We start from the raw sequence: 18,725 nt of genomic DNA, 5'->3' as shown, positions 1-18,725 counted from the left end.
TGAAATTCTGCTGAAAATAAAAAAAAGCATCTACCGGGGCAGGTAAATGCTTTCGTCTATAATTAGCGAAATTTTTATAAATTATGATCTCATTTTCTTTCCACACCACTATGAAAATACCTTCTTCTTAATTTTTTATACAATAAATTTATATTACACATATTTGTCAACCTTATTAATTACCATTTCGTTATCAATAAAGGTAAAAATCATCTTTCCTTTTTCGCTTTTTACTTTGGAAGAATGATTTAAAATGCGGAATAATGTTTCAGGATAAACCTCTTTTATCACGCTGATTTTATAACGTTTGGGTGGTTTTTTTATTGCTTCTTCGATCTCTTTGGTATATTTTTCTTCCAGGAATTTGATCTTATTGTTATAATCTTGAACCAGTTTCTCATCAGGATCTTGTTTTTTCGGAGTGTTTATAATTAGTTGATTAAGCTTGAATTCTTCTCTTTTCAGCAGTTCTTTTGTATATGTGGAAAGCGCAATTTCAACTTCTGTGATAACGGGATTTTCGGAGCCGATACTGTATAATGAAATCGAGTTTGCAGATTGCAGCATCCCACCAATAACTGCACTGTTTTCTTCTCCCCAGATGCCTTCGCTGGCACTCAATAAACAATTTTCCACTTCGTTGTGGAATTTGATCTGCCCTCCACTAACGATACGAGCATTCTCAGCAAAATCCATTGTAACATCACCAGTAACAAAAATGCCATAATCCCTACAATCTTCGATATCACCATAGATCATCAGATCACCAGAAATATTCAAATTCGATTTGTAAACTACACCATTTATAACCAGATCACCATGTAGTTTCAGATCAACGTTTTCCAGGTCTTCATTGATGTAAAAGTCAGATTTTATCTGGATCTTTTGAGAGCTGTCGATGTATGGATAACCGGATTTCATAGCGATCAGCTGGTTTGTTTCATTATCAAACTTTATATCCTTTCCAATATAGTTGTAAACTGATGTATCATGTTTGCTGAATTTTGTGACGTCATTTCCAAAGATATCTTTTCCAGACTGGCTGGATAAAGCTACAGAAACTTCTGCTAAAGGTTGTCCTTTTTCGATTGAAACGAATTGCTCCATTTCGAAAACACTGAAGGAAGAATCTGGATCAAAGCATTTTGCGCGGTCAAATAGTAGTGATATTTCCGGCTTGGAATTTGGATTAGTTCCCATTGCTATCAAAAACGGTTTGCCGGCTTCTTTTTCCAGTTTTCGCTGATTATTATATTTGATGGCTGCTGAATAGCCGTGAGATATATTTGCCTGTTTCAAAAGCTTCAATATTTCATTTTCATCGATGAATACCGGTGTTTCTTTAAACGTGAGATAAGCAGCAAAATTATCTTCTGAAATAGTTAATAAAACTGTTTCGCTGCTGTTTACATAAGTTTTTCCGGGTTTCATAATACTTCCCTAACTAAAATTTTGTACGAAATCTATAACTTCCTGAGACGAAGCACCAGGGGTGAATATTGCTTTAAAACCTGATTTCTTCAGGCTGTGTATATCTTCTTCGGGAATAACTCCACCACCAAATAAAATGATTTCATCTCCAACTTTATCCTGGATCATTTCAGCGATTTTCGGGAACAAAAAATTATGAGCTCCCGAAAGTAAACTAAGTCCGAGGAATTTTACATCTTCCTGAATGGCAGCATTCACTATTTGCTTTGGAGTTTGGCGAATTCCGGTATAAATTACTTCCATACCGGCATCACGCAAAGCTCTGGCTATGTATTTGGCTCCTCTATCATGTCCATCCAAACCAGGTTTTGCGATCATAACCCTTATCTTTTGGTTTAAATTCACACAACCCTCCAATTTATGAAAAAACACAATTATCGAAATCAATCTGGCGTCAACGTTTTTCTGAAAGTAAAAAGGCTCCTAAGAAAAACTCAGGAGCCTATATAGTTTACTGTCAGCAAAAAGCGAACAGTCAATTACAAGTTTTTATTTCAATAAGATCATCTTCTTTGAGACACAGTTTCTATCAGTTTTCAAAGTGCAGAAATAGACGCCGCTTGCCACACACTTGTTATTCAAATCCTTTCCATTCCAATATATTTCATATGAACCGACCGGTTGTTCACTATCGATGAGTGACTTTACTTTCTGGCCTTTAGTGTTGAATATGTCCAATTCTATCTTTCCTGGTTTTTCAATGGTATATGTGATTTTGGTGCGTGGATTGAAGGGATTGGGAGAGTTGGAGAGCGAAGTGTTATTGGATAAAATTTCATCATCTATAATATCAGTTAGAATTTCATATTCATATATTGAAATGCACTCTAATTGTGTAACTATAGCATAATTTGTATTCGCATTTTCTACGAAAGATAAATCTCTATACCAGCTATTTAGCAAAATCGAATCAAATGGCTGTAATTGACCTGACGGATTGTTACTTAAATCATATAAGCTCAATGTGCAGTTCTTTGCTGAAAATAAAATATCATCTTTAATTTCCATTTTCCAATAATAAGAACGTGAATCTAATACGAATTGCAGAGATGGATTAATCGGATCAGTTAAATCATAATACCTATTATTAAATGAGAGATTTAGTAATTGTAAATATTGTCCGATATGTGAAAGATGACTGTAATTATCTATCCCGAAGTTAGTTATGCAGTTCTCCAAGATTGGTTGATCATTCTCAAAGTTGCTATAGATATACAAATCATTGCTTCCTGTCAGAGCTTGAAAATAAGCTACGTTGTCCTTGAAAAAACCTGTTCCTACGGCTTCAGGTAGATCAAAACTAGCAACGAGTTGAGGATTGTCAGGAATCGATATGTCATACTTATTAATTACATAATTCGGGTAGCTATATTGAATATATACTATATCACTCTCAGTCGGATTTATGATAAAATCAGATTCAAAATTTGGAGCAAAATCATATAATAATATTGGAGACGTCATATTAGAAATATCGAAAAGAGATATATACTGAAATTCATCATGATCATAATAAGATATAATTAGTTTATCACTAACTGCTTGCTGATGAATAATATAGCAACTATCGAGTATTGTTGCTACCTTGAATGGATTAGAGATGTCGGAAACATTATAAATCTGACTTCCATAGTTATAACTTGTTGTGATTAAATGGTTGTTGTGATAAATAGAATTTGTATATCTTAAAGCATCATTTAGTATTCGATCTTCATATTCTATATAACCATTATCAAAACCTAAATGAAAAATTCCATCCTGAAATGTACCTAAGTATAAGTTACTATTAAATGACAGTACATGAGAAAAACTGAAGTATAAATTGAAATAAAAGAATTCGGGAAATTCCCAAAAACTCACAAAATCCGGATTTGAATAATCGGAAATATCGACAACTTCAATACCGGAATTTTGCTGGGGTATTATGAGGTAATCATCGATTTTATTCACTCCTCCAAATTTAGAACCTGGCGTCACTGTTGAATAATCTGACAGAAACTGCCAGTTGGATAAATCAGAAATATCCCAGAAAGACACACCTGTATTTGGAGTCATTACTATCTTCTCATTTCCCAACGGATAAATGGATCCTAATCCCAAAGATGAAGCAGATAAATCGACAGAACAGAAGTATTCAATATCGGTTACATCTGAGATATTGTATAAAACAACTGTATCAATAGGATTACTATCAACGTATGCGATAATAGTATCATTAACTGCATGTGTAAATCTGCTAATTTCTATTGTGTTTATCTCATTTAAAGAATACTGATCAAGAAACACAACACCATTTACAAAACCGTTTATTACTTTGTGATATGCAAGGAAACCATTATAATTTTTTAATGACCATACTTCGTAATTTCGATTAACTGAATCAACGATTTGCAATTGATAAGGATCTGTTATGTCAATTTTATACAAAGTTGAAATCATTTCATATTCCTGATCAACAGTTGCTGCAAAAATAAAGTTATCAAAATGCTGTATTGAGTTGATCTCACCTGATAATGGAAGTTTCGAGATTTCTGATAATTCACCGTTTTCTTCACTAATGGAATATACTTCAAATGCATAAGTGGAAAAAGTATAAAGATAAGGGAAGTCAATCTCACCATCAAAATTCTGGTAATTACCGGTTACACCAAAATCAAGAACATGATCCAAAGTGAGTTCGGTTGTATAAATATTTGCAACTACCATTTGCAATAAGAAAAAAATAAATTTCTGCTTCATAAAACCTACCTAAATTTATGACTGATTTTTTTGTCAAACATTAAACTTTTTAAAACAGAAGGGGAGTTTCATTTATTTAATCATTATTTGGTTCAGGATCTGGCTCTGGCTCAGAGCCATCATCTAATGTAATGGTAATTTCATACGTCAGATAAGGAAACATTGCCCCACCTGATAATGTGCCCTGTGTTGCAGTGATATAAGTACCCTGTACACTTGTTGGTACATTATAGAAAGTTGTTGTACCTTGTGAACCTGGTTGTGTAGCTGACCATCCATTTGAAGATTCAATCGTTACTTGTTGTACAGAATTAGTATATTGAACATAAATAACTAATCCAAAACAATTTGAATAAACTAAGCTTAAGGCAAAAGTCATTAGCAAGAAGAATGTGATCTTTTTCATTTGAACTCCTTTGTTTTCCCCCCTTCTGATTTAATAGTAAACAATGTATGTAACATCGCCTACAACCACGATTTTGTATGTACCGTTTGGTTCCTCGAAAATTATAGTGTATTCAAAATCCTCCAAATCATCTTTGGGAATTTCAGGATAATTTAGTTGACCAAATAGAGAAACAGATAAAATGAATCCAAGTAGTAAAAGAAAACTTAATCTTTTCATGTTCACCTCGATTAACTCCTTTTACTATATTTACAATCGAGGTAAGTGATTTGTAACAAAAACGCAGCTAAAGTTATGCTATTAAAGAAATTAAAGTGGGGGGGATGACTCAACATGCTTTGGATTATGATGTGATTACCGGAAAAGCTTATCAGGTTGCTTTACACTATTTATCAGATGAAGACAGTGCTCGTGAAATAGCGCAGTTAACTGCCATCGAATGCTTTATAAATGAACAGGTGCTGAACATAGATACTTTATCGAACTGGATATTTACTGTGGCAAAAAATAAATCACTTAATCTGTTGAAATCGCAAAAGCGTAATATAAATGTGGATCCTATAATGCTCAATCAAGCAGTGAACTATGACAATCCTAAGAAATCGGAATTTGCAGAAATATTATCCGAAGTTCCTAAGTCAATAATCAGTGAAAAAGATAGAAAATTACTGAAACATACATTCAAGAGAGGTATAAAGTTTGCAGCCAGAGATCTAAATCAAAAAGAAAATTCATTCAGGATAAAAATATACCGACTGAGACAGGAAATAATACTATTTTACAAACTGAAAAATGATGTAAAAAGTTTTGATCCAATCCCTGGAACTAAATTGCATTACAATTTAATGAATTGTATCAAAAGGATTCAGAAATCACTTTCCTCTATGGATTACAGTTTTCTTTCTGAATTTGAATTAGATGTTATCTCATTCAGAAGACTGGAAGAAACGGATATCTCTGAAATTATTAAATATCAAATTGATATAATTAAGAAAGGTTTATACGAAGTTTTCGTTTTCTATTTCCAGGCTGATGGTCATTTTAACAGTATTAGGTTTGAGATTTCAGTTGATAAATTTGGGAAATTACAAATGCTGACTTTTCCACAGTTACCAAAAAAGATAGTGAAGATTAATAATCAAGATATTCCCAAGGATTTATGTGAAAAATTGAAACCTTTAAAAGATGGAACAATACCATTAACAAAAGAGGATTTGAACAGAGAACTTACTGAGTGTGTGCAGAATATTGAAGTTGTTTATGATATTGAAGAAGTGGAGTGATGAAGTGTAAAGTATCAACCAAGAAAATTCAATCACATTTTCAGAATTAATGATGACCGTTTCACAAACACAAAAAGGCTCCTAAGAAAAACTCAGGAGCCTATATTGTTCACAGTCAGCTAAAAGCGAACAGTCAATTACAAGTTGATTATTTCATTAAGATCATTTTTCCAATTGATGATTCATTCTCAGTTTGGATCCTATAAAAATAAATTCCTGAAGTTACGATCTTTTTATTATCATCTTTTCCATTCCATTCTACCTGGTGAATTCCTGCTGAGAAAGTAGTAGAAGTTAATTTGTGAACAGTTTGTCCTTTCGAATTGTATATTGTTATATCAACTTTTTCTTCGCTTGGAATTGCAAATGAAATTACTGTACTCGGATTAAATGGATTAGGATGATTTCCAAGAAGAGTAAGATGTGTTATGTTTAAAATATCTCCAGCTTCTGATTCTGGCTCTAATACAAAATCAACAGTAACATTTTCACCAGCTATAACAGTTACATCTACATTTGCAGGATCATCATAACCATCCAGATGGCAGGAAACAGTATAATCTCCAGCCTCAACTTCTATTGAATAATTACCATTTACATCTGTATTTGCAGTATAAGTTCCAGCACTAATTTCAGCATTTTCCAGAGGGTTTCCATTGATATCAGTTACATTTCCTTGGATGAATCCAGTTGTTATTATCAGTTCTATAACAAAATCAACAGTAACAGTTTCACCAGCTATTACAGTTACGTCTACATTTGCAGGATCCTGATAACCATCTAAATGGCAGGACACAGTATAATCTCCAGCTTCAACTTCTATTGAATAATCACCATTTACATCTGTATTTGCAGTATAAGTTCCAGCATTTATTTCAGCATTTTCCAGAGGATTTCCATCGACATCGGTTACATTCCCAGCAATAAATCCGGTAGTTGGTCCGGCAGGAACGAATTCATAGACTCCCATATCGATTTCCAATGTTCCGCTCAAATCACCATCAATTATTCTGTCATTTCCATCCAGATCGTACATGGGTAAAGCAAATGGAACGATTGTATCATCGCCACTATCAATGCAGGGAGATGTTTCGGAAAGATGAAGATCATAACCGCTCAAATCAACAAATTGTGGATCATCGGCAATAACACCTGTTCCTGTTGTACCATCGCTTACACAACTGTTATACACATCAGCAGTTCCGCTTAATACGAAAATGTCTTCTGGTAAATTATTCCACAAAATAGAATTATATAACTCCAGGCTTCCACCATTAACCCAGAATGCTCCTCCGGAAAGAAGAGATTCATTATCTACGGCTGTAATATTTGAAGCTTCTGTAGAGCAATTTGTAATTCCAATAGCAGCTCCAGAACCAAAATCAGTTGTGTTATTGAACATGATCAGGTTTGCCAATTTTACATTTGAATCTACACAATATATTCCAGTACACGCTCCAGCAAAATTGTCTATAAACCAGCTGTTGTAAATCTCTGGGTTTGAGTTATCCCAGGCACTGAATCCGGCAGCAAAAATCGAAGAAGTATTTGATTTGAATGTACATCCGTCAATTATGGGATCGGATGCGTAGGAAATGATTCCCGCACCATAAAATCCACAATCATTTTCCAAAAACATGGAATTCGATATTGCTACATCAGAGCCGTCTCCCAGAAAAACAGCACCACCGTCCCATTCACAATAATTGAACGCAAAGAAGCAATTATCGATAGTAAGATTGGAAGTATTTGTACAATAAATAGCTCCACCGTTGGAATCGGGATCTGCTCCCAGAGCAAAACCTCTTTTGAACTGACAGTAACTGATTTCTGAAGCTGGTAAAGAACTCAGATTTCCATCAATAAATCTAAGTCCGTGCCAGCCGATAGATGGATCTAAAGGTGTAAAACTGATTGAATCTGTTGCAGTTCCATTGGCTGCGATCCTGCCATAAATAATGAATTTGTAATGAGCGTTAAAAATAACATCTACTCCAGGTTCGATCTGCAATTCATCTCCCGACTGAATTGTGATCTCACCATCGATATAATACGGACTTCCAGCTGCATCCCAGGTTCCGCTCACATCGCCAGCCGGAATAACTGTAGAACAAAGTAAAACAGGGATCATTAAAATTAATAATACTACAATTTTTTTCATGATTTCAACTCCTTTTTTGTTTGTTTTATAAATTTATTCAATGGGATAGAATTTTCCCAATATTGATTAAATATCTGCGTAAAAGTTTTTGCTACATCCGTGTGCTCAAAAGATGTGAACGTGAAATGTGATATATTGCTGATATTATTTTCCAAGGTAAAAACTGCGATTTTTTGATCGAAAATAAATAATTTCATTGGCAGTTGTTTTGCCACGCGAACTTCTTCTCCCATGCTGGCAAAATATTTCATGCGTTTTACAAAATTCTCCAGATTTTCAGATTCGATTTGATGAACGGCTTTGTATTTTACTCCTTTTTTTGCACTTGCCTTTTGTACTACGTTCAAATTGTCCAAATTATCTACTTTCATAATATAAGGAGGTTTGCTGAATGCCAATACTTCTTTTTCTGCTTCTGCTTCCAGTTTTTCGAGTGTGTTCATTATCGATGAATTGCTATGCAATATCTTGATCAATTCGCTATCTTTGATTTCTTTTTCTACTTCATAATAAGGAAATAATTCATCTGCAAGTTTATCCATCAATTTTATACGCATTTTCAGGAATGTTTTATTGGAATTGAAGGCTATCTTTGGATTATTTGCCACAAATGTTCTGACCTTTCCATTCATTTCTCGAACAAATCCTTTTTCGATAAGACTGGAAATAATGCCATAGATATTTGATCTGTTCACGCCAATGTTCTGCGCAATCCTGGTGGCTGTAAGTTTATGCTTCAATAGCAGCAAATATGTTTTTGCTTCGTTCTCTGTAAGACCCGTCATCACAAGATCGTTAACAAATTTTTGCATCCACTTCCTCCTGTATTTGTACCACAAGGCGACAACAAATATATTTGGAAAATAATGTCAAACTATAATTTTTGTTGTTAAACGGTACAACATATTTAAAGAGAAAATGTTTAGTTGACAGAAAATACCTCGATATAAGAAATGCTACGCAATAGCAGCACGCTTTTGCGAGGCTGCTTTTGTTTTGGCAAAAGAAAATTTGGAGAGAGGTTATTTATGAGCTCTACTGCCGTTTTGGGTTGTGCCTGGGGCGATGAAGCAAAAGCTAAAATAGTGGATGTTTTAGCAAAAGATGCAGATTATATCGTACGTTTTCAAGGTGGAAATAATGCTGGTCATACAATACTTCTGGATAATGAAAAATATGTATTTCATCTGGTTCCATCAGGAATTTTGTATCCAGAAAAAAAATGTGTTTTAGGTCCTGGAGTTGTTATCGCTCCCTTTGATTTGATCTCTGAAATTGAAGGACTAAAGAATAAAGGTGTAATTTTTGAAGAGCGATTTTTCATCGATCCAAGAGCACATCTGGTGTTGTCAATTCACAAGAAGATGGATGGCAGACACGAATCTGATACAACTCAAACAAAGATCGGAACTACCAAAAGAGGAATCGGTCCTGCTTATTCCGATGCAACAGCCCGAGTGGGAATTCGTTTTGGTGATCTTTATGAAAAAGAATATTTGATCGAAAGGATCTCAAATTTATTTCACTATCATGAAATTCCACAATCAGAAATTGGATCTACGGTAGAAAATTTAATTGAAGCAGGGAAGATCTTAAAACCTTTCATCAAACAGATTCCATATATCTGGCAAACAATCGAAGATGAAAATATACTGTTTGAAGGAGCTCAGGGTTCACTTCTAGATGTGAATTTTGGAACTTATCCTTTTGTTACTTCTTCTCATACAATAGCCGGTGGAATTGCCATCGGCAGTGGATTTGCAAAACCTGTAGATAGGGTAGTTGGTGTCTTTAAAAGTTATTATACCAGAGTTGGAGAAGGACCTTTTCCAACTGAACTTCTGGATGATATCGGAGAAAAAATTCGAGTTCAGGGTAATGAGTTCGGTTCTACAACAGGTCGTCCACGTCGATGTGGCTGGTTCGATGCAGTAGCTGCAAAATATACAACTATGATCAACAATATTGATGAAGTTGCGCTTACTTTGCTGGATGTTCTTACCGGATTTGAAACTTTAAAGATCTGCGTTGGCTATCGTTTGAATAGTGAAAAATTATCTGAATTCCCCTACAATGCCAAGAAATTAAGCCAAGTGGAAACTGAATTTGTAGAACTTCCAGGTTGGAAAGAAGATATCACTGGTATCACAGAATTTAATGATCTTCCCGAAAATGCTAAAGAATACGTTTTTACGATTGAAGAATTATTGGGAAAAAAAATCAGCATGATCTCAGTAGGGCCCGATAGAAAACAGACAATATTCAAGACAGTTAAATAAAATTTTGTTCTTTGAAGTAATAATGGCTAAATATAGAGTAGTTAAGTATTTGAAGAAATAAATCTTGACAGTCAAGAGCTCTATTTCAGTTTGTTCCAGCTTTGTAAAAAGCAATAGAATAATAAGTTATGAAATTGAAATAGATAATTTTAATAAGGAGATTTAGATGAAAAGGACTTATCAACCTCATAACAGAAAGAGGAAAAATAAGCACGGTTTTCGTTCTCGCATGGCTACCAAAGCCGGCCGCAAAGTTTTAGCGCGTCGTAGAGCGAAAGGAAGAACTCGTCTTACTGTTAGTGATTAATTATTTTAGATTAAATCTATAAGTGATTTGTACTGTGCCACTTGATATATTCAGTAATTGAAATAGCATTAGCAGTAGTTTTATAGATGAACTTCATCACTTCAAAAAAAGAATATCAGGAAGTTTATGCCAGGCACAGCAAAAAACATGGAGAATTCTTTACTTTTCTGATCCATGAAATACCTGAAGATACGTTTTCAGCAGGCATCATTGTTAGCAAAAGGGTTGGAAAAGCGGTCAAGCGCAACAAAGTGAAAAGAAGAGTGAGAGCATATTTGCGCGAACTTGGCTCTCAACTTCCCAAGAAAAGGAAAATTGTGATAATTGCAAAGCCCCAGGCTGGTTTGGCCAGCTGGCAGGAAATAAAGAAAGACCTGGATAATTATTTCATACAATAAATTCGATGAGAATTTTTAATAAATTTATGCTGCTGCTGATTGGTTTCTATCGACGCTTGATTTCGCCGATGCTGCCATCATCTTGCAGATTTACTCCAACCTGCAGTTCATATTCTTATCAGGCTTTCCAGAAATATCCCTTTTTCAAAGCTTTGTGGCTATCTGTCGTTAGAATTCTAAAATGTCATCCGTTTCATTCCGGTGGTGATGACCCACTGCCATAGATGAAAAAGATGTCTATTATCCGCTCTTATAAATTTAGCGGAACTCACCGAAAATCTTAAGGAGAAATTATGGACAAACGCACCATTCTTGCCCTCTTACTGATTCTGGTCGTATTCTGGATCAGCAGTGAATTTATCTGGAAAAGTAATGTTCCCCAACAGCCAAATGAACAACCAGTCGAAAATGTAGAACAAACAACAACTCGATCAAATAGAGACCTGCAGCAAACTACTTCCCAACCAAATACTGAAAACTCAAATTCTATTGAACTGACAGAATCTGACGTGGCAATCGATAATAATATTACTCTGCAAAACAATCTTTTAAATTTGACATTTTCCAATTTGGGAGCGGTTATTACCTCGATCGAACTGGTTGAATACAAAATGGCCGACAAAGAAACACCGGCAAATCTGATTCCTTTGGATCAGGATATTCTGGGCATGGAATTGAAATTGGAATCAGGTAATACCATTAATTTGAGTACGATACCATTTCAATATGAAACCAGGGATCGCCAGATCATATTTGCTGCAGAAACTCAGTATGGAAAAATTCAGAAAAGTTTCAGCATAGAAAATAATTATGAAGTAAAAATGCAGATCAGGATCGATTCGGAAAGTTCCATGGAATCTTATCAACTGGCTTTTGACAGCGGAATTGCCGATACCGAAAATTATTTGAAAATGAAAAGCAGAGATTACAAAATCGTTGGTCAAATCAATAATGAATTAAATAAATTTACACTTTCCAAATTGAAAGAAGACAGAATGGTAAATGGTCATGTGAACTGGGCTGCGATAAAATCAAAATATTTTACGATCGCTGTAATTCCGGATGATCTGATCGATACAGATAAGCTGGAAGCATTCAATGCTGGTGACAGCCCGGCAATGAACTTGAATGTAAACACCGATCGCAGCATGGTTTCGCACAATTATCATTTATACCTGGGACCGCTGGTTTACAAAAACTTGGTTACCTATGGAAACGGCATTGAAAATGTAGTGGAAATGGGACCAAAATGGCTGCAATGGATTGGGAAAATTTTCAAAGGATTTATCTCTTTCTTATATAGTTTAATTCCCAACTGGGGAATTTGCATCATAATTTTTTCTATTGTTCTGAAGATAATTCTCTATCCACTTACTCATAAAAGTTTTGAATCTACTACCAAAATGCAGAAGATCAATCCGATGATGAAAGAAATTCAGAAAAAATACAAAAAAGATCCGCAAACCATGAATGCTGAACTAAAGAAACTCTACAAAGAACACGGTGTAAATCCGATGGGTGGCTGTCTGCCGATTCTTATTCAAATGCCGATTTTGTTTGCTCTATATCCCATTTTACGTTATTCCATCGCTTTGCGACAAGCCAGTTTTCTGTGGCTGCCCGATCTTTCTGAACCAGATCCGGTTTGGGCATTACCAATTTTGATGGCAGTTTTCATGTTTGTTCAGCAGAAATTGATGGCGCCTTCCAAACAAAAACTGGAAGAAATGGACGAAAAACAAAAAGCTGCTATGCAGAGCCAGAAATTGATGATGTATTTTATGCCGGTGATGATGTTCTTCATCTTCAAAGGCCTGGCTTCAGGATTAGTTTTATATTGGACAGTTTTCTCAGTAATTGGATCTGTTCAACAATATTTTATCAAGAAAAAATTCAATTAAGGAAGACATTATGCAAAGTATCATTAAAGAAGGAAAATCAACTTCTGCCGTTATTGCAGAATTCATGAAAGAAAAAAATGTAAGCTTGGACGATTTTAAATTTGAAGTGATCGATGAAGGTTCCAAAGGACTGTTTGGATTGATCGGAACAAAACCTACAAAAATTAAATTCCTGCTGCCGGACGTTTCAGAAAAGATCAAAGAATATGCAGAAGGAATTTTAAAAGGTATCAATGGTGATTATTCAGGTTTGGAAGTTACTTTTAAAGATCGAAAATATTATGTTGATATCAAAAGTAACGATCCGGGATTTTTGATCGGTAAAGAAGCCAGAATGCTGGACAGTATTCAACATCTTTTGAACCAGATGATCAACAAACAGGAAAAGAAAAAGCTAAGACTTCGAGTTGATGTTGATGGCTATCGTGAACGCAGAAAACAGGCACTTCTGGATAAAGTTAGAGATATTATTTCCAAGGTAAAAGATAGAGGACGCAGCATCACGATGGAACCTCTGCATGCGGCAAATCGCCGCGTGGTTCATCAATTTGTGGAAAAAGATAAAGAACTCCGCACCATGACGATTGGTGATGGAGAATTTAAAAGAGTGGTAATTTTACCGTCTTCAGCAAGTGGTGATGATATTCCCAAAAAACGAAACAATCGTCGCAATAATCATCGACCTTATCGAAGAAAAAAAACTGCTAATCGTAATTAGGAATTCTATATGTCAAAGAATCTGATCTTCTTCAAAATGCAGATAGGAAAATATGTTTGTAATGTGGTTTCTGCAGGTAGCTGGATGGGCGACGGCGGAGCTGCAATGGGTGTGATGCCCAAAGCTTTGTGGAAAAAATTACTTCCTTGTGATAACAAAAATAGAATTCCACTGGCTTTAAATTCTCTGCTTATCCAAACCGCTGGAAAGAACATTCTCATCGATACAGGAATTGGCAATAAACTTTCCCCCAAGAAAAAGGAAATTTACCAGGCTTCCGATTTTGATCTTCTAGAAAACTTGCATAAACTGGATTTGAAACGCGAAGAAATCGATTACGTAATTTTGACCCATCTTCATTTTGATCATGCCGGCGGAGTGGTTACAAATTTTGCTGGCAAACCTGAACTTACATTTCCCAATGCGATTCATGTTTTCCAAAAAGCAGAATGGGAAATAGCTCAAAATCCTGATGAACTGAATAAAGCTTCCTACAATTTTAAAGATGATCTACAGCTTTTAAATGAAAGTGGAAAATACAAGGTTATCGAAGGCGATTACGAGCTTTTGCCGGGAGTTAAAATTGAACGTACCGGCGGTCACAGCGAAGGGATGCAGGTTGTGCGCATGGAAAGTGACGGTGAACTGGCTTATTATGCCGGAGATATAATTCCAATGCAATCGCTTAAACATCTGGCTGTAAATTCTGCTTTCGAAATTTGCCGCAAAGATTCCTTCATTGCCAAAAAGAAAATCCTGACCGAATTGAAAAATCGAAACGGAATTTTATTTTATGCTCACGATTCACAGAGATTATGGGAGAGAATGTAGGAGCGTAATCGTCTAAATAAAATGAAACATAAACTCATAATTGTCGAAGGAATTCCCGGTTCAGGAAAAAGCACAATTGCCAAGAAAATAGAACAATATCTTATATCTAAAAATATAAAAGCAAAAATGTATCGGGAAGGAGATGCTCATCCTGCCGATCTGGCCTGGCTTGCCTGCATTCCTACTGCTGAATATATTGAACTTCTAAATAAGTTTTCCGAGCAGAAAGAAATAATAGAAAAAAATACAATAATTGAAGGTGAATTTGCTCTGGTAGCTTATTTGAATCTGGGATTCCTGATTGGTCAGAATGATCTGATGAAATACCTTGAATCCAAAGAAGTTTACGACGGCAGAGTAGGTTTTCAAATTTTTAAATATTTGCATTTCTGTCGTTGGCAGAAATTTGTTAATGATACAAAAGATGATGAAATTGTAATATTTGAATGTTCCTTTCTGCAGAATCATGTGAATGAATTGATTTTAGTATACAACAAAGATTATGGCTTCATTAGAAATTATCTTTCCGAACTTGCTGATATTATTCAATCTTTAAATCCCTTGATGATCTACCTGAAACAGCAGGATGTAAATGAAACAATTCGCAGAGTTGCTGCTGAGAGATTATCTCCCAAACCAGAAATCGAACCAGATTGGATCGATCGTGTAATTGAATATATCGGCAAAAGTAAGTACGGCAAAATGAACCAAATAATTGATTTTGATGGTTTAGTAAAATACTTTGAACATCGACAAAATATTGAATTGGAACTTCTACAGGATTTGCCGATAAAATCTGGAATTGTGTTCGATCCCGATTTTGATTGGAAAGTAATTTGGAATAAGATAGAAGCAATTTTGAATTCTTAGATGACTTTTTTCTCAAGTAACCAGGTGGTATAAATATGCAAATACTCAATTTTGATGGTGACGAGATCAATAAAATGCTTCTACTGAAATAATAAAGATCTGTCGATAATTTAAAGGGATTTCATATTGAGAAATCCCTTTTTGTTTTAACAAAGTTTTGTGCAATTCTTGTGTAAGAAAATTTTCAAAGTGATGAAATGATTCCGCAGTTCAAGAAAGCCTTAATTAGCTAACTACCTATAAAATGCTGAGATAACAATATTATGAAATATTTTCTGAATGAAAATATTATCTGGCACAGCAATTGCAATCCTAATAAAGCAAATAGGAAGAGGAAATTAATATCAAGTGCCAGATATTCTTCTTCCAATATAGTGTGTTCTTGCAGCTGATTTTGAAAAGCTTAACGTCCCACGAAATACAATTTGAGAGGTGCATAATGTTAAGCAGAAAATCAGTAAGAGCAGAAAGGCGAAAAATATCAGGTGTGTGCTAAAAAGCTCCTTCCTTTTCATCTGTTATTTTTCGCTCTTTTTCTTTAGTTAAACTTCTGAAATTTTTCGAAAATGTACAAGTAGTTTTTTTCACATTTCAATAATCATAAAATTAAATTTGCGGAACGCTATAAAATAATTACCTTCTCAAATATACCCCCAGGGGGTATTGGAGATGGGTATGAAAAGAAAAGTAAAAAATGATGCGCACTGGAAATTTATTTATTTGCGCAAGCGAATGATTGCGATCTATGTTTCTATGCTATTGATAAGTTTCTCTCTTTTTGCTCAGCAACCTTTGGATAACATGGTCGAGATGATCTGGCAGCAAAATGCTGGAATTCAGGCTATGCAGAATCAAATGGAAATGCTAAAAGAAAAAGAAACTTTAGTTCAAAAACTGATGGATCCGATGCTGGCAATAGAATACAGCAGCGTTCCCATCGATAGTTGGGTGCTGGATGAAACACCGATGAGCGGAATCCAGTTCAAACTACAGCAAACCTTTCCTTTTCCCGGCAAAAATAATCTTCGAGAGGAAATAGCATCTTCAGAGCTGACCGCTAAAAACTGGGAACTGGAAGAGATGAAACTGCAGCTGGCAGGACAGTTCAAAAAAATCTATGCCAGCCTGGCAATGGTGCGGCAATTGGAAAAAAAATCTGAAAAACACATAACTTTATTATTGCAGCTCAAATCTTCACTTCAAACTAAATATGAAACAGGAAAAGCAAATCAACACGATCTGCTCAGGTTGGATATTATGGTGCAGAAACTGCAGGATGACCTGAAGGATTTTCGGCAGAAAGATAACGAACTTACAGCAGCTTTGAATTCTATACTAAATAGGAATTATAATGAACCAATTCTAATTAATAATCTTATTACTATAGAGATATCAGAAAAATTGACGGAACTTCTGGAAACTGCCAGGCAAAACCGACCGCTGTTAAAAAAAATGGAGCAAGAAGAAAAAACTCAAAGATTGGAGATGAAACTTGCTCATCGAGACAGATTACCTGATTTAACAATTTGGGCTGGATATCGTTATCGCCAGGATATTGGGACAATGGAAAGCCCTGATTTTGCTTCGGTGGGAATATCCTTTCCAATTCCATTCGATTTTCTGGGAAGAACCAGGGCAAAATACAAGATGTTCAATTACAAACGAAAAGCTGTTGAAAATAGTTACAACGATGCTATAGCCAAGCTGTCAGCTCAATTGGAAAAGGAATTATCTTCCTACCAGCGAGCAAATGAAAAAATGGCAACTTATGAAAATGACCTGATTCCTAATGCTGAGAATGCTCTGAAAATGACACTGGCAGCTTATGAAAATGGCAAAGCAGATTTTTCATCGATCTATCAGGCTCAACTGCAGATTTTGGATTTTGAAAGAACTCTCATCAAAACCAATAACCAGATTTTAATAAGTCAATTTTCGATTGAAGCATTGACCGGATTTAAGGAGAAATAAATGAAGAAAATAATTTTGATTTTAGCAGTTACTTTACTGTTCATCTGGGGTTGCAGCGCTAGCGATAAAGCACAAGTTTCACAAACCGATCAGCATGAACATGCCGAAGGTTACTACACCTGTCCGATGCATCCTACAATAGTGCAGGATGAGCCGGGAGATTGTCCGATCTGTGGAATGGACCTGGTGTGGCAAAGCAATTCCGAAGCTGACACTTCAGAAGAAAATTCCAATGATTCCAATGTTCTTACCATCGATCCGGTGGTGGTTCAAAATATGGGAGTTCGCATCGAACATGCTGACAGGAGAGATATTGTCCGCAATATTCGCACGGTGGGAAAAGTGCAGCTTGCAGATGATAAGAGCTATTCCATAAACCTGAAATATTCCGGTTGGATCGAAGAGATTTATGCTGATGAGATCGGGCGGGAAATTAAAAAAGGTGATCCTCTCTTCCAGATATATTCACCCGAATTGATCTCTGCTCAAGAAGAATATCTAAATACAGTGAAAACTTTTGGAAAAGAAAGTGACCTGGCTATCTCAACCAAGCGTAGATTAAATTTGTGGGATCTTTCCGATAAATATTTAGACACACTTATCAAGGAAAATAATGCTCAAAAAAATCCGGTGATCTCTTCACCTTTTGCAGGTTTCATTTTGCATAAAACTATGCAGCAGGGTTCTTTTGTGAAAGCGGGTAAAGATCTTTACCATCTGGGAAACCTGGATGAAATCTGGATCATGGCCGATGTGTATGAATTCGATATTCCATTTTTGAAAGTGAACAGTAAGGTTGAAATTGACATAGCTAATTTTTACGGTAAAAAATTACACGGAAAAATCGATTATATTTATCCAACCTTAAATGAAAAAACGCGAACCCAAACTATCAGGATAGAATTAGATAATTTTGGCCATCAAATGAAACCAGGCATGTTTGCTACTCTCAATATTAATTCTGAAGTTTTATTAGATGTGCTGACGATTCCTACTGAATCGATCATCAATTCCGGAAATAGAAAAATCGTATTTATCAGCTTGGGAGATGGTCGTTATGAAGCTCGTGAAATTGAAATCGGCGTGAGTGATGATCTGGAATATTACACGCAGGTTGTGTCCGGTTTGCAGGAAGGAGAAATCGTAGTAACTTCTGGTCAATTTTTGCTGGATTCGGAAAGTCAATTGCGGGAAGCAGTACAAAAACTTCTGGATGCAAAACTGGAAACTCCCGCGGGTAGTTCACACGATCATTCTCAAAGTGAATCATTCTATTATACCTGCCCGATGCATCCGACGATTGTTCAGCATGAGCCAGGAGATTGTCCCATTTGTGGAATGGATCTGGTGAAGAAAGAAAAGTAGGAAAT

18 protein-coding genes are annotated in these 18,725 nt (G+C 35.5%); 11 read left to right on the top strand and 7 right to left on the bottom strand.

The window, feature by feature from the left end; translation table 11 throughout:
• Positions 1-153: 153 nt before the first annotated feature.
• From K9N40_01650 to K9N40_01630, 5 genes are all read right to left on the bottom strand, one after another.
• A complete protein-coding gene (locus K9N40_01650) occupies positions 154-1,431 on the bottom strand; it encodes a FapA family protein (GenBank protein MCF7813167.1) in 1,278 nt (425 codons plus the stop codon).
• A 9-nt stretch (positions 1,432-1,440) separates the two neighbouring features.
• Positions 1,441-1,809 carry a cobalamin B12-binding domain-containing protein gene (locus tag K9N40_01645; GenBank protein ID MCF7813166.1) on the bottom strand — a complete coding sequence of 123 codons (369 nt, stop codon included), beginning with the start codon at positions 1,807-1,809 and terminating at the stop codon, positions 1,441-1,443.
• Between the two features lie 171 nt (positions 1,810-1,980).
• Complete coding sequence (locus K9N40_01640) at positions 1,981-4,230, bottom strand: T9SS type A sorting domain-containing protein (protein MCF7813165.1); 2,250 nt, start codon at positions 4,228-4,230, stop codon at positions 1,981-1,983.
• A gap of 76 nt (positions 4,231-4,306) precedes the next feature.
• Positions 4,307-4,636: a hypothetical protein gene (locus tag K9N40_01635; protein ID MCF7813164.1), complete on the bottom strand. Its 330-nt coding sequence runs from the start codon at positions 4,634-4,636 to the stop codon at positions 4,307-4,309.
• Positions 4,637-4,666: 30 nt separating this feature from the next.
• Complete coding sequence (locus tag K9N40_01630; GenBank protein MCF7813163.1) at positions 4,667-4,855, bottom strand: hypothetical protein; 189 nt, start codon at positions 4,853-4,855, stop codon at positions 4,667-4,669.
• A 104-nt stretch (positions 4,856-4,959) separates the two neighbouring features.
• Here K9N40_01630 and K9N40_01625 point away from each other — a divergent pair, with 104 nt between their 5' ends.
• Positions 4,960-5,919: a hypothetical protein gene (locus K9N40_01625; GenBank protein MCF7813162.1), complete on the top strand. Its 960-nt coding sequence runs from the start codon at positions 4,960-4,962 to the stop codon at positions 5,917-5,919.
• A gap of 148 nt (positions 5,920-6,067) precedes the next feature.
• Here the strand turns inward: K9N40_01625 and K9N40_01620 are convergent, their stop codons facing one another.
• On the bottom strand, positions 6,068-8,080 hold the full coding sequence (locus K9N40_01620; GenBank protein MCF7813161.1) for a carboxypeptidase regulatory-like domain-containing protein: 2,013 nt from the start codon (positions 8,078-8,080) through the stop codon (positions 6,068-6,070).
• Entirely contained in the window at positions 8,077-8,892 is an 816-nt protein-coding gene (locus tag K9N40_01615; protein ID MCF7813160.1) for a helix-turn-helix domain-containing protein, read from the bottom strand. Before K9N40_01615 ends, K9N40_01620 begins: the two co-directional genes overlap by 4 nt.
• Before the next feature lie 216 nt (positions 8,893-9,108).
• Between K9N40_01615 and K9N40_01610 the strand changes: the two genes are divergently transcribed.
• The 10 genes from K9N40_01610 to K9N40_01565 all read left to right on the top strand — a co-directional run bounded on the left by K9N40_01610 (position 9,109) and on the right by K9N40_01565 (position 18,720).
• Positions 9,109-10,359, top strand: a complete 1,251-nt coding sequence (locus K9N40_01610) for an adenylosuccinate synthase (GenBank protein MCF7813159.1) — start codon at positions 9,109-9,111, stop codon at positions 10,357-10,359.
• 166 nt (positions 10,360-10,525) lie between these two features.
• Positions 10,526-10,666 (top strand): 50S ribosomal protein L34, encoded by a 141-nt coding sequence (gene rpmH / locus K9N40_01605; protein MCF7813158.1) that lies wholly within the window; start codon positions 10,526-10,528, stop codon positions 10,664-10,666.
• 86 nt (positions 10,667-10,752) lie between these two features.
• Complete coding sequence (gene rnpA / locus K9N40_01600) at positions 10,753-11,064, top strand: ribonuclease P protein component (protein MCF7813157.1); 312 nt, start codon at positions 10,753-10,755, stop codon at positions 11,062-11,064.
• Between the two features lie 5 nt (positions 11,065-11,069).
• Entirely contained in the window at positions 11,070-11,288 is a 219-nt protein-coding gene (gene yidD / locus K9N40_01595; GenBank protein ID MCF7813156.1) for a membrane protein insertion efficiency factor YidD, read from the top strand.
• 69 nt (positions 11,289-11,357) lie between these two features.
• Positions 11,358-12,965 (top strand): membrane protein insertase YidC, encoded by a 1,608-nt coding sequence (yidC, locus tag K9N40_01590; protein MCF7813155.1) that lies wholly within the window; start codon positions 11,358-11,360, stop codon positions 12,963-12,965.
• A 10-nt stretch (positions 12,966-12,975) separates the two neighbouring features.
• Entirely contained in the window at positions 12,976-13,683 is a 708-nt protein-coding gene (locus K9N40_01585; GenBank protein MCF7813154.1) for a Jag N-terminal domain-containing protein, read from the top strand.
• Between the two features lie 9 nt (positions 13,684-13,692).
• The gene (locus tag K9N40_01580) at positions 13,693-14,514 is read left to right on the top strand and encodes an MBL fold metallo-hydrolase (GenBank protein ID MCF7813153.1); all 822 of its coding nucleotides are present in this window, start codon (positions 13,693-13,695) and stop codon (positions 14,512-14,514) included.
• A 21-nt stretch (positions 14,515-14,535) separates the two neighbouring features.
• Positions 14,536-15,384, top strand: coding sequence for a thymidylate kinase (locus K9N40_01575; protein ID MCF7813152.1), 849 nt, complete (start codon positions 14,536-14,538; stop codon positions 15,382-15,384).
• A 675-nt stretch (positions 15,385-16,059) separates the two neighbouring features.
• Positions 16,060-17,355: a TolC family protein gene (locus tag K9N40_01570; GenBank protein ID MCF7813151.1), complete on the top strand. Its 1,296-nt coding sequence runs from the start codon at positions 16,060-16,062 to the stop codon at positions 17,353-17,355.
• Complete coding sequence (locus K9N40_01565; GenBank protein ID MCF7813150.1) at positions 17,356-18,720, top strand: efflux RND transporter periplasmic adaptor subunit; 1,365 nt, start codon at positions 17,356-17,358, stop codon at positions 18,718-18,720. It begins immediately after the preceding gene.
• Positions 18,721-18,725: the final 5 nt, after the last annotated feature.

This window comes from Candidatus Cloacimonadota bacterium (assembly GCA_021734245.1).
In the GTDB taxonomy this organism is placed as follows: Bacteria; Cloacimonadota; Cloacimonadia; order Cloacimonadales; family TCS61; genus B137-G9.
The sequence above is the reverse complement of the archived record's forward strand: the minus strand, read 5'-3'. Positions and strand labels throughout refer to the sequence as shown.

Bases quoted from the DNA above. Each gene is read 5' to 3' on its own strand.
- K9N40_01650 (MCF7813167.1), bottom strand. From the start codon at position 1,431: ATGAAACCCGGAAAAACTTATGTAAACAGCAGCGAAACAGTTTTATTA.
- K9N40_01645 (MCF7813166.1), bottom strand. From the start codon at position 1,809: ATGATCGCAAAACCTGGTTTGGATGGACATGATAGAGGAGCCAAATAC.
- K9N40_01640 (MCF7813165.1), bottom strand. From the start codon at position 4,230: ATGAAGCAGAAATTTATTTTTTTCTTATTGCAAATGGTAGTTGCAAAT.
- K9N40_01635 (MCF7813164.1), bottom strand. From the start codon at position 4,636: ATGAAAAAGATCACATTCTTCTTGCTAATGACTTTTGCCTTAAGCTTA.
- K9N40_01630 (MCF7813163.1), bottom strand. From the start codon at position 4,855: ATGAAAAGATTAAGTTTTCTTTTACTACTTGGATTCATTTTATCTGTT.
- K9N40_01625 (MCF7813162.1), top strand. From the start codon at position 4,960: ATGACTCAACATGCTTTGGATTATGATGTGATTACCGGAAAAGCTTAT.
- K9N40_01620 (MCF7813161.1), bottom strand. From the start codon at position 8,080: ATGAAAAAAATTGTAGTATTATTAATTTTAATGATCCCTGTTTTACTT.
- K9N40_01615 (MCF7813160.1), bottom strand. From the start codon at position 8,892: ATGCAAAAATTTGTTAACGATCTTGTGATGACGGGTCTTACAGAGAAC.
- K9N40_01610 (MCF7813159.1), top strand. From the start codon at position 9,109: ATGAGCTCTACTGCCGTTTTGGGTTGTGCCTGGGGCGATGAAGCAAAA.
- rpmH (MCF7813158.1), top strand. From the start codon at position 10,526: ATGAAAAGGACTTATCAACCTCATAACAGAAAGAGGAAAAATAAGCAC.
- rnpA (MCF7813157.1), top strand. From the start codon at position 10,753: ATGAACTTCATCACTTCAAAAAAAGAATATCAGGAAGTTTATGCCAGG.
- yidD (MCF7813156.1), top strand. From the start codon at position 11,070: ATGAGAATTTTTAATAAATTTATGCTGCTGCTGATTGGTTTCTATCGA.
- yidC (MCF7813155.1), top strand. From the start codon at position 11,358: ATGGACAAACGCACCATTCTTGCCCTCTTACTGATTCTGGTCGTATTC.
- K9N40_01585 (MCF7813154.1), top strand. From the start codon at position 12,976: ATGCAAAGTATCATTAAAGAAGGAAAATCAACTTCTGCCGTTATTGCA.
- K9N40_01580 (MCF7813153.1), top strand. From the start codon at position 13,693: ATGTCAAAGAATCTGATCTTCTTCAAAATGCAGATAGGAAAATATGTT.
- K9N40_01575 (MCF7813152.1), top strand. From the start codon at position 14,536: ATGAAACATAAACTCATAATTGTCGAAGGAATTCCCGGTTCAGGAAAA.
- K9N40_01570 (MCF7813151.1), top strand. From the start codon at position 16,060: ATGAAAAGAAAAGTAAAAAATGATGCGCACTGGAAATTTATTTATTTG.
- K9N40_01565 (MCF7813150.1), top strand. From the start codon at position 17,356: ATGAAGAAAATAATTTTGATTTTAGCAGTTACTTTACTGTTCATCTGG.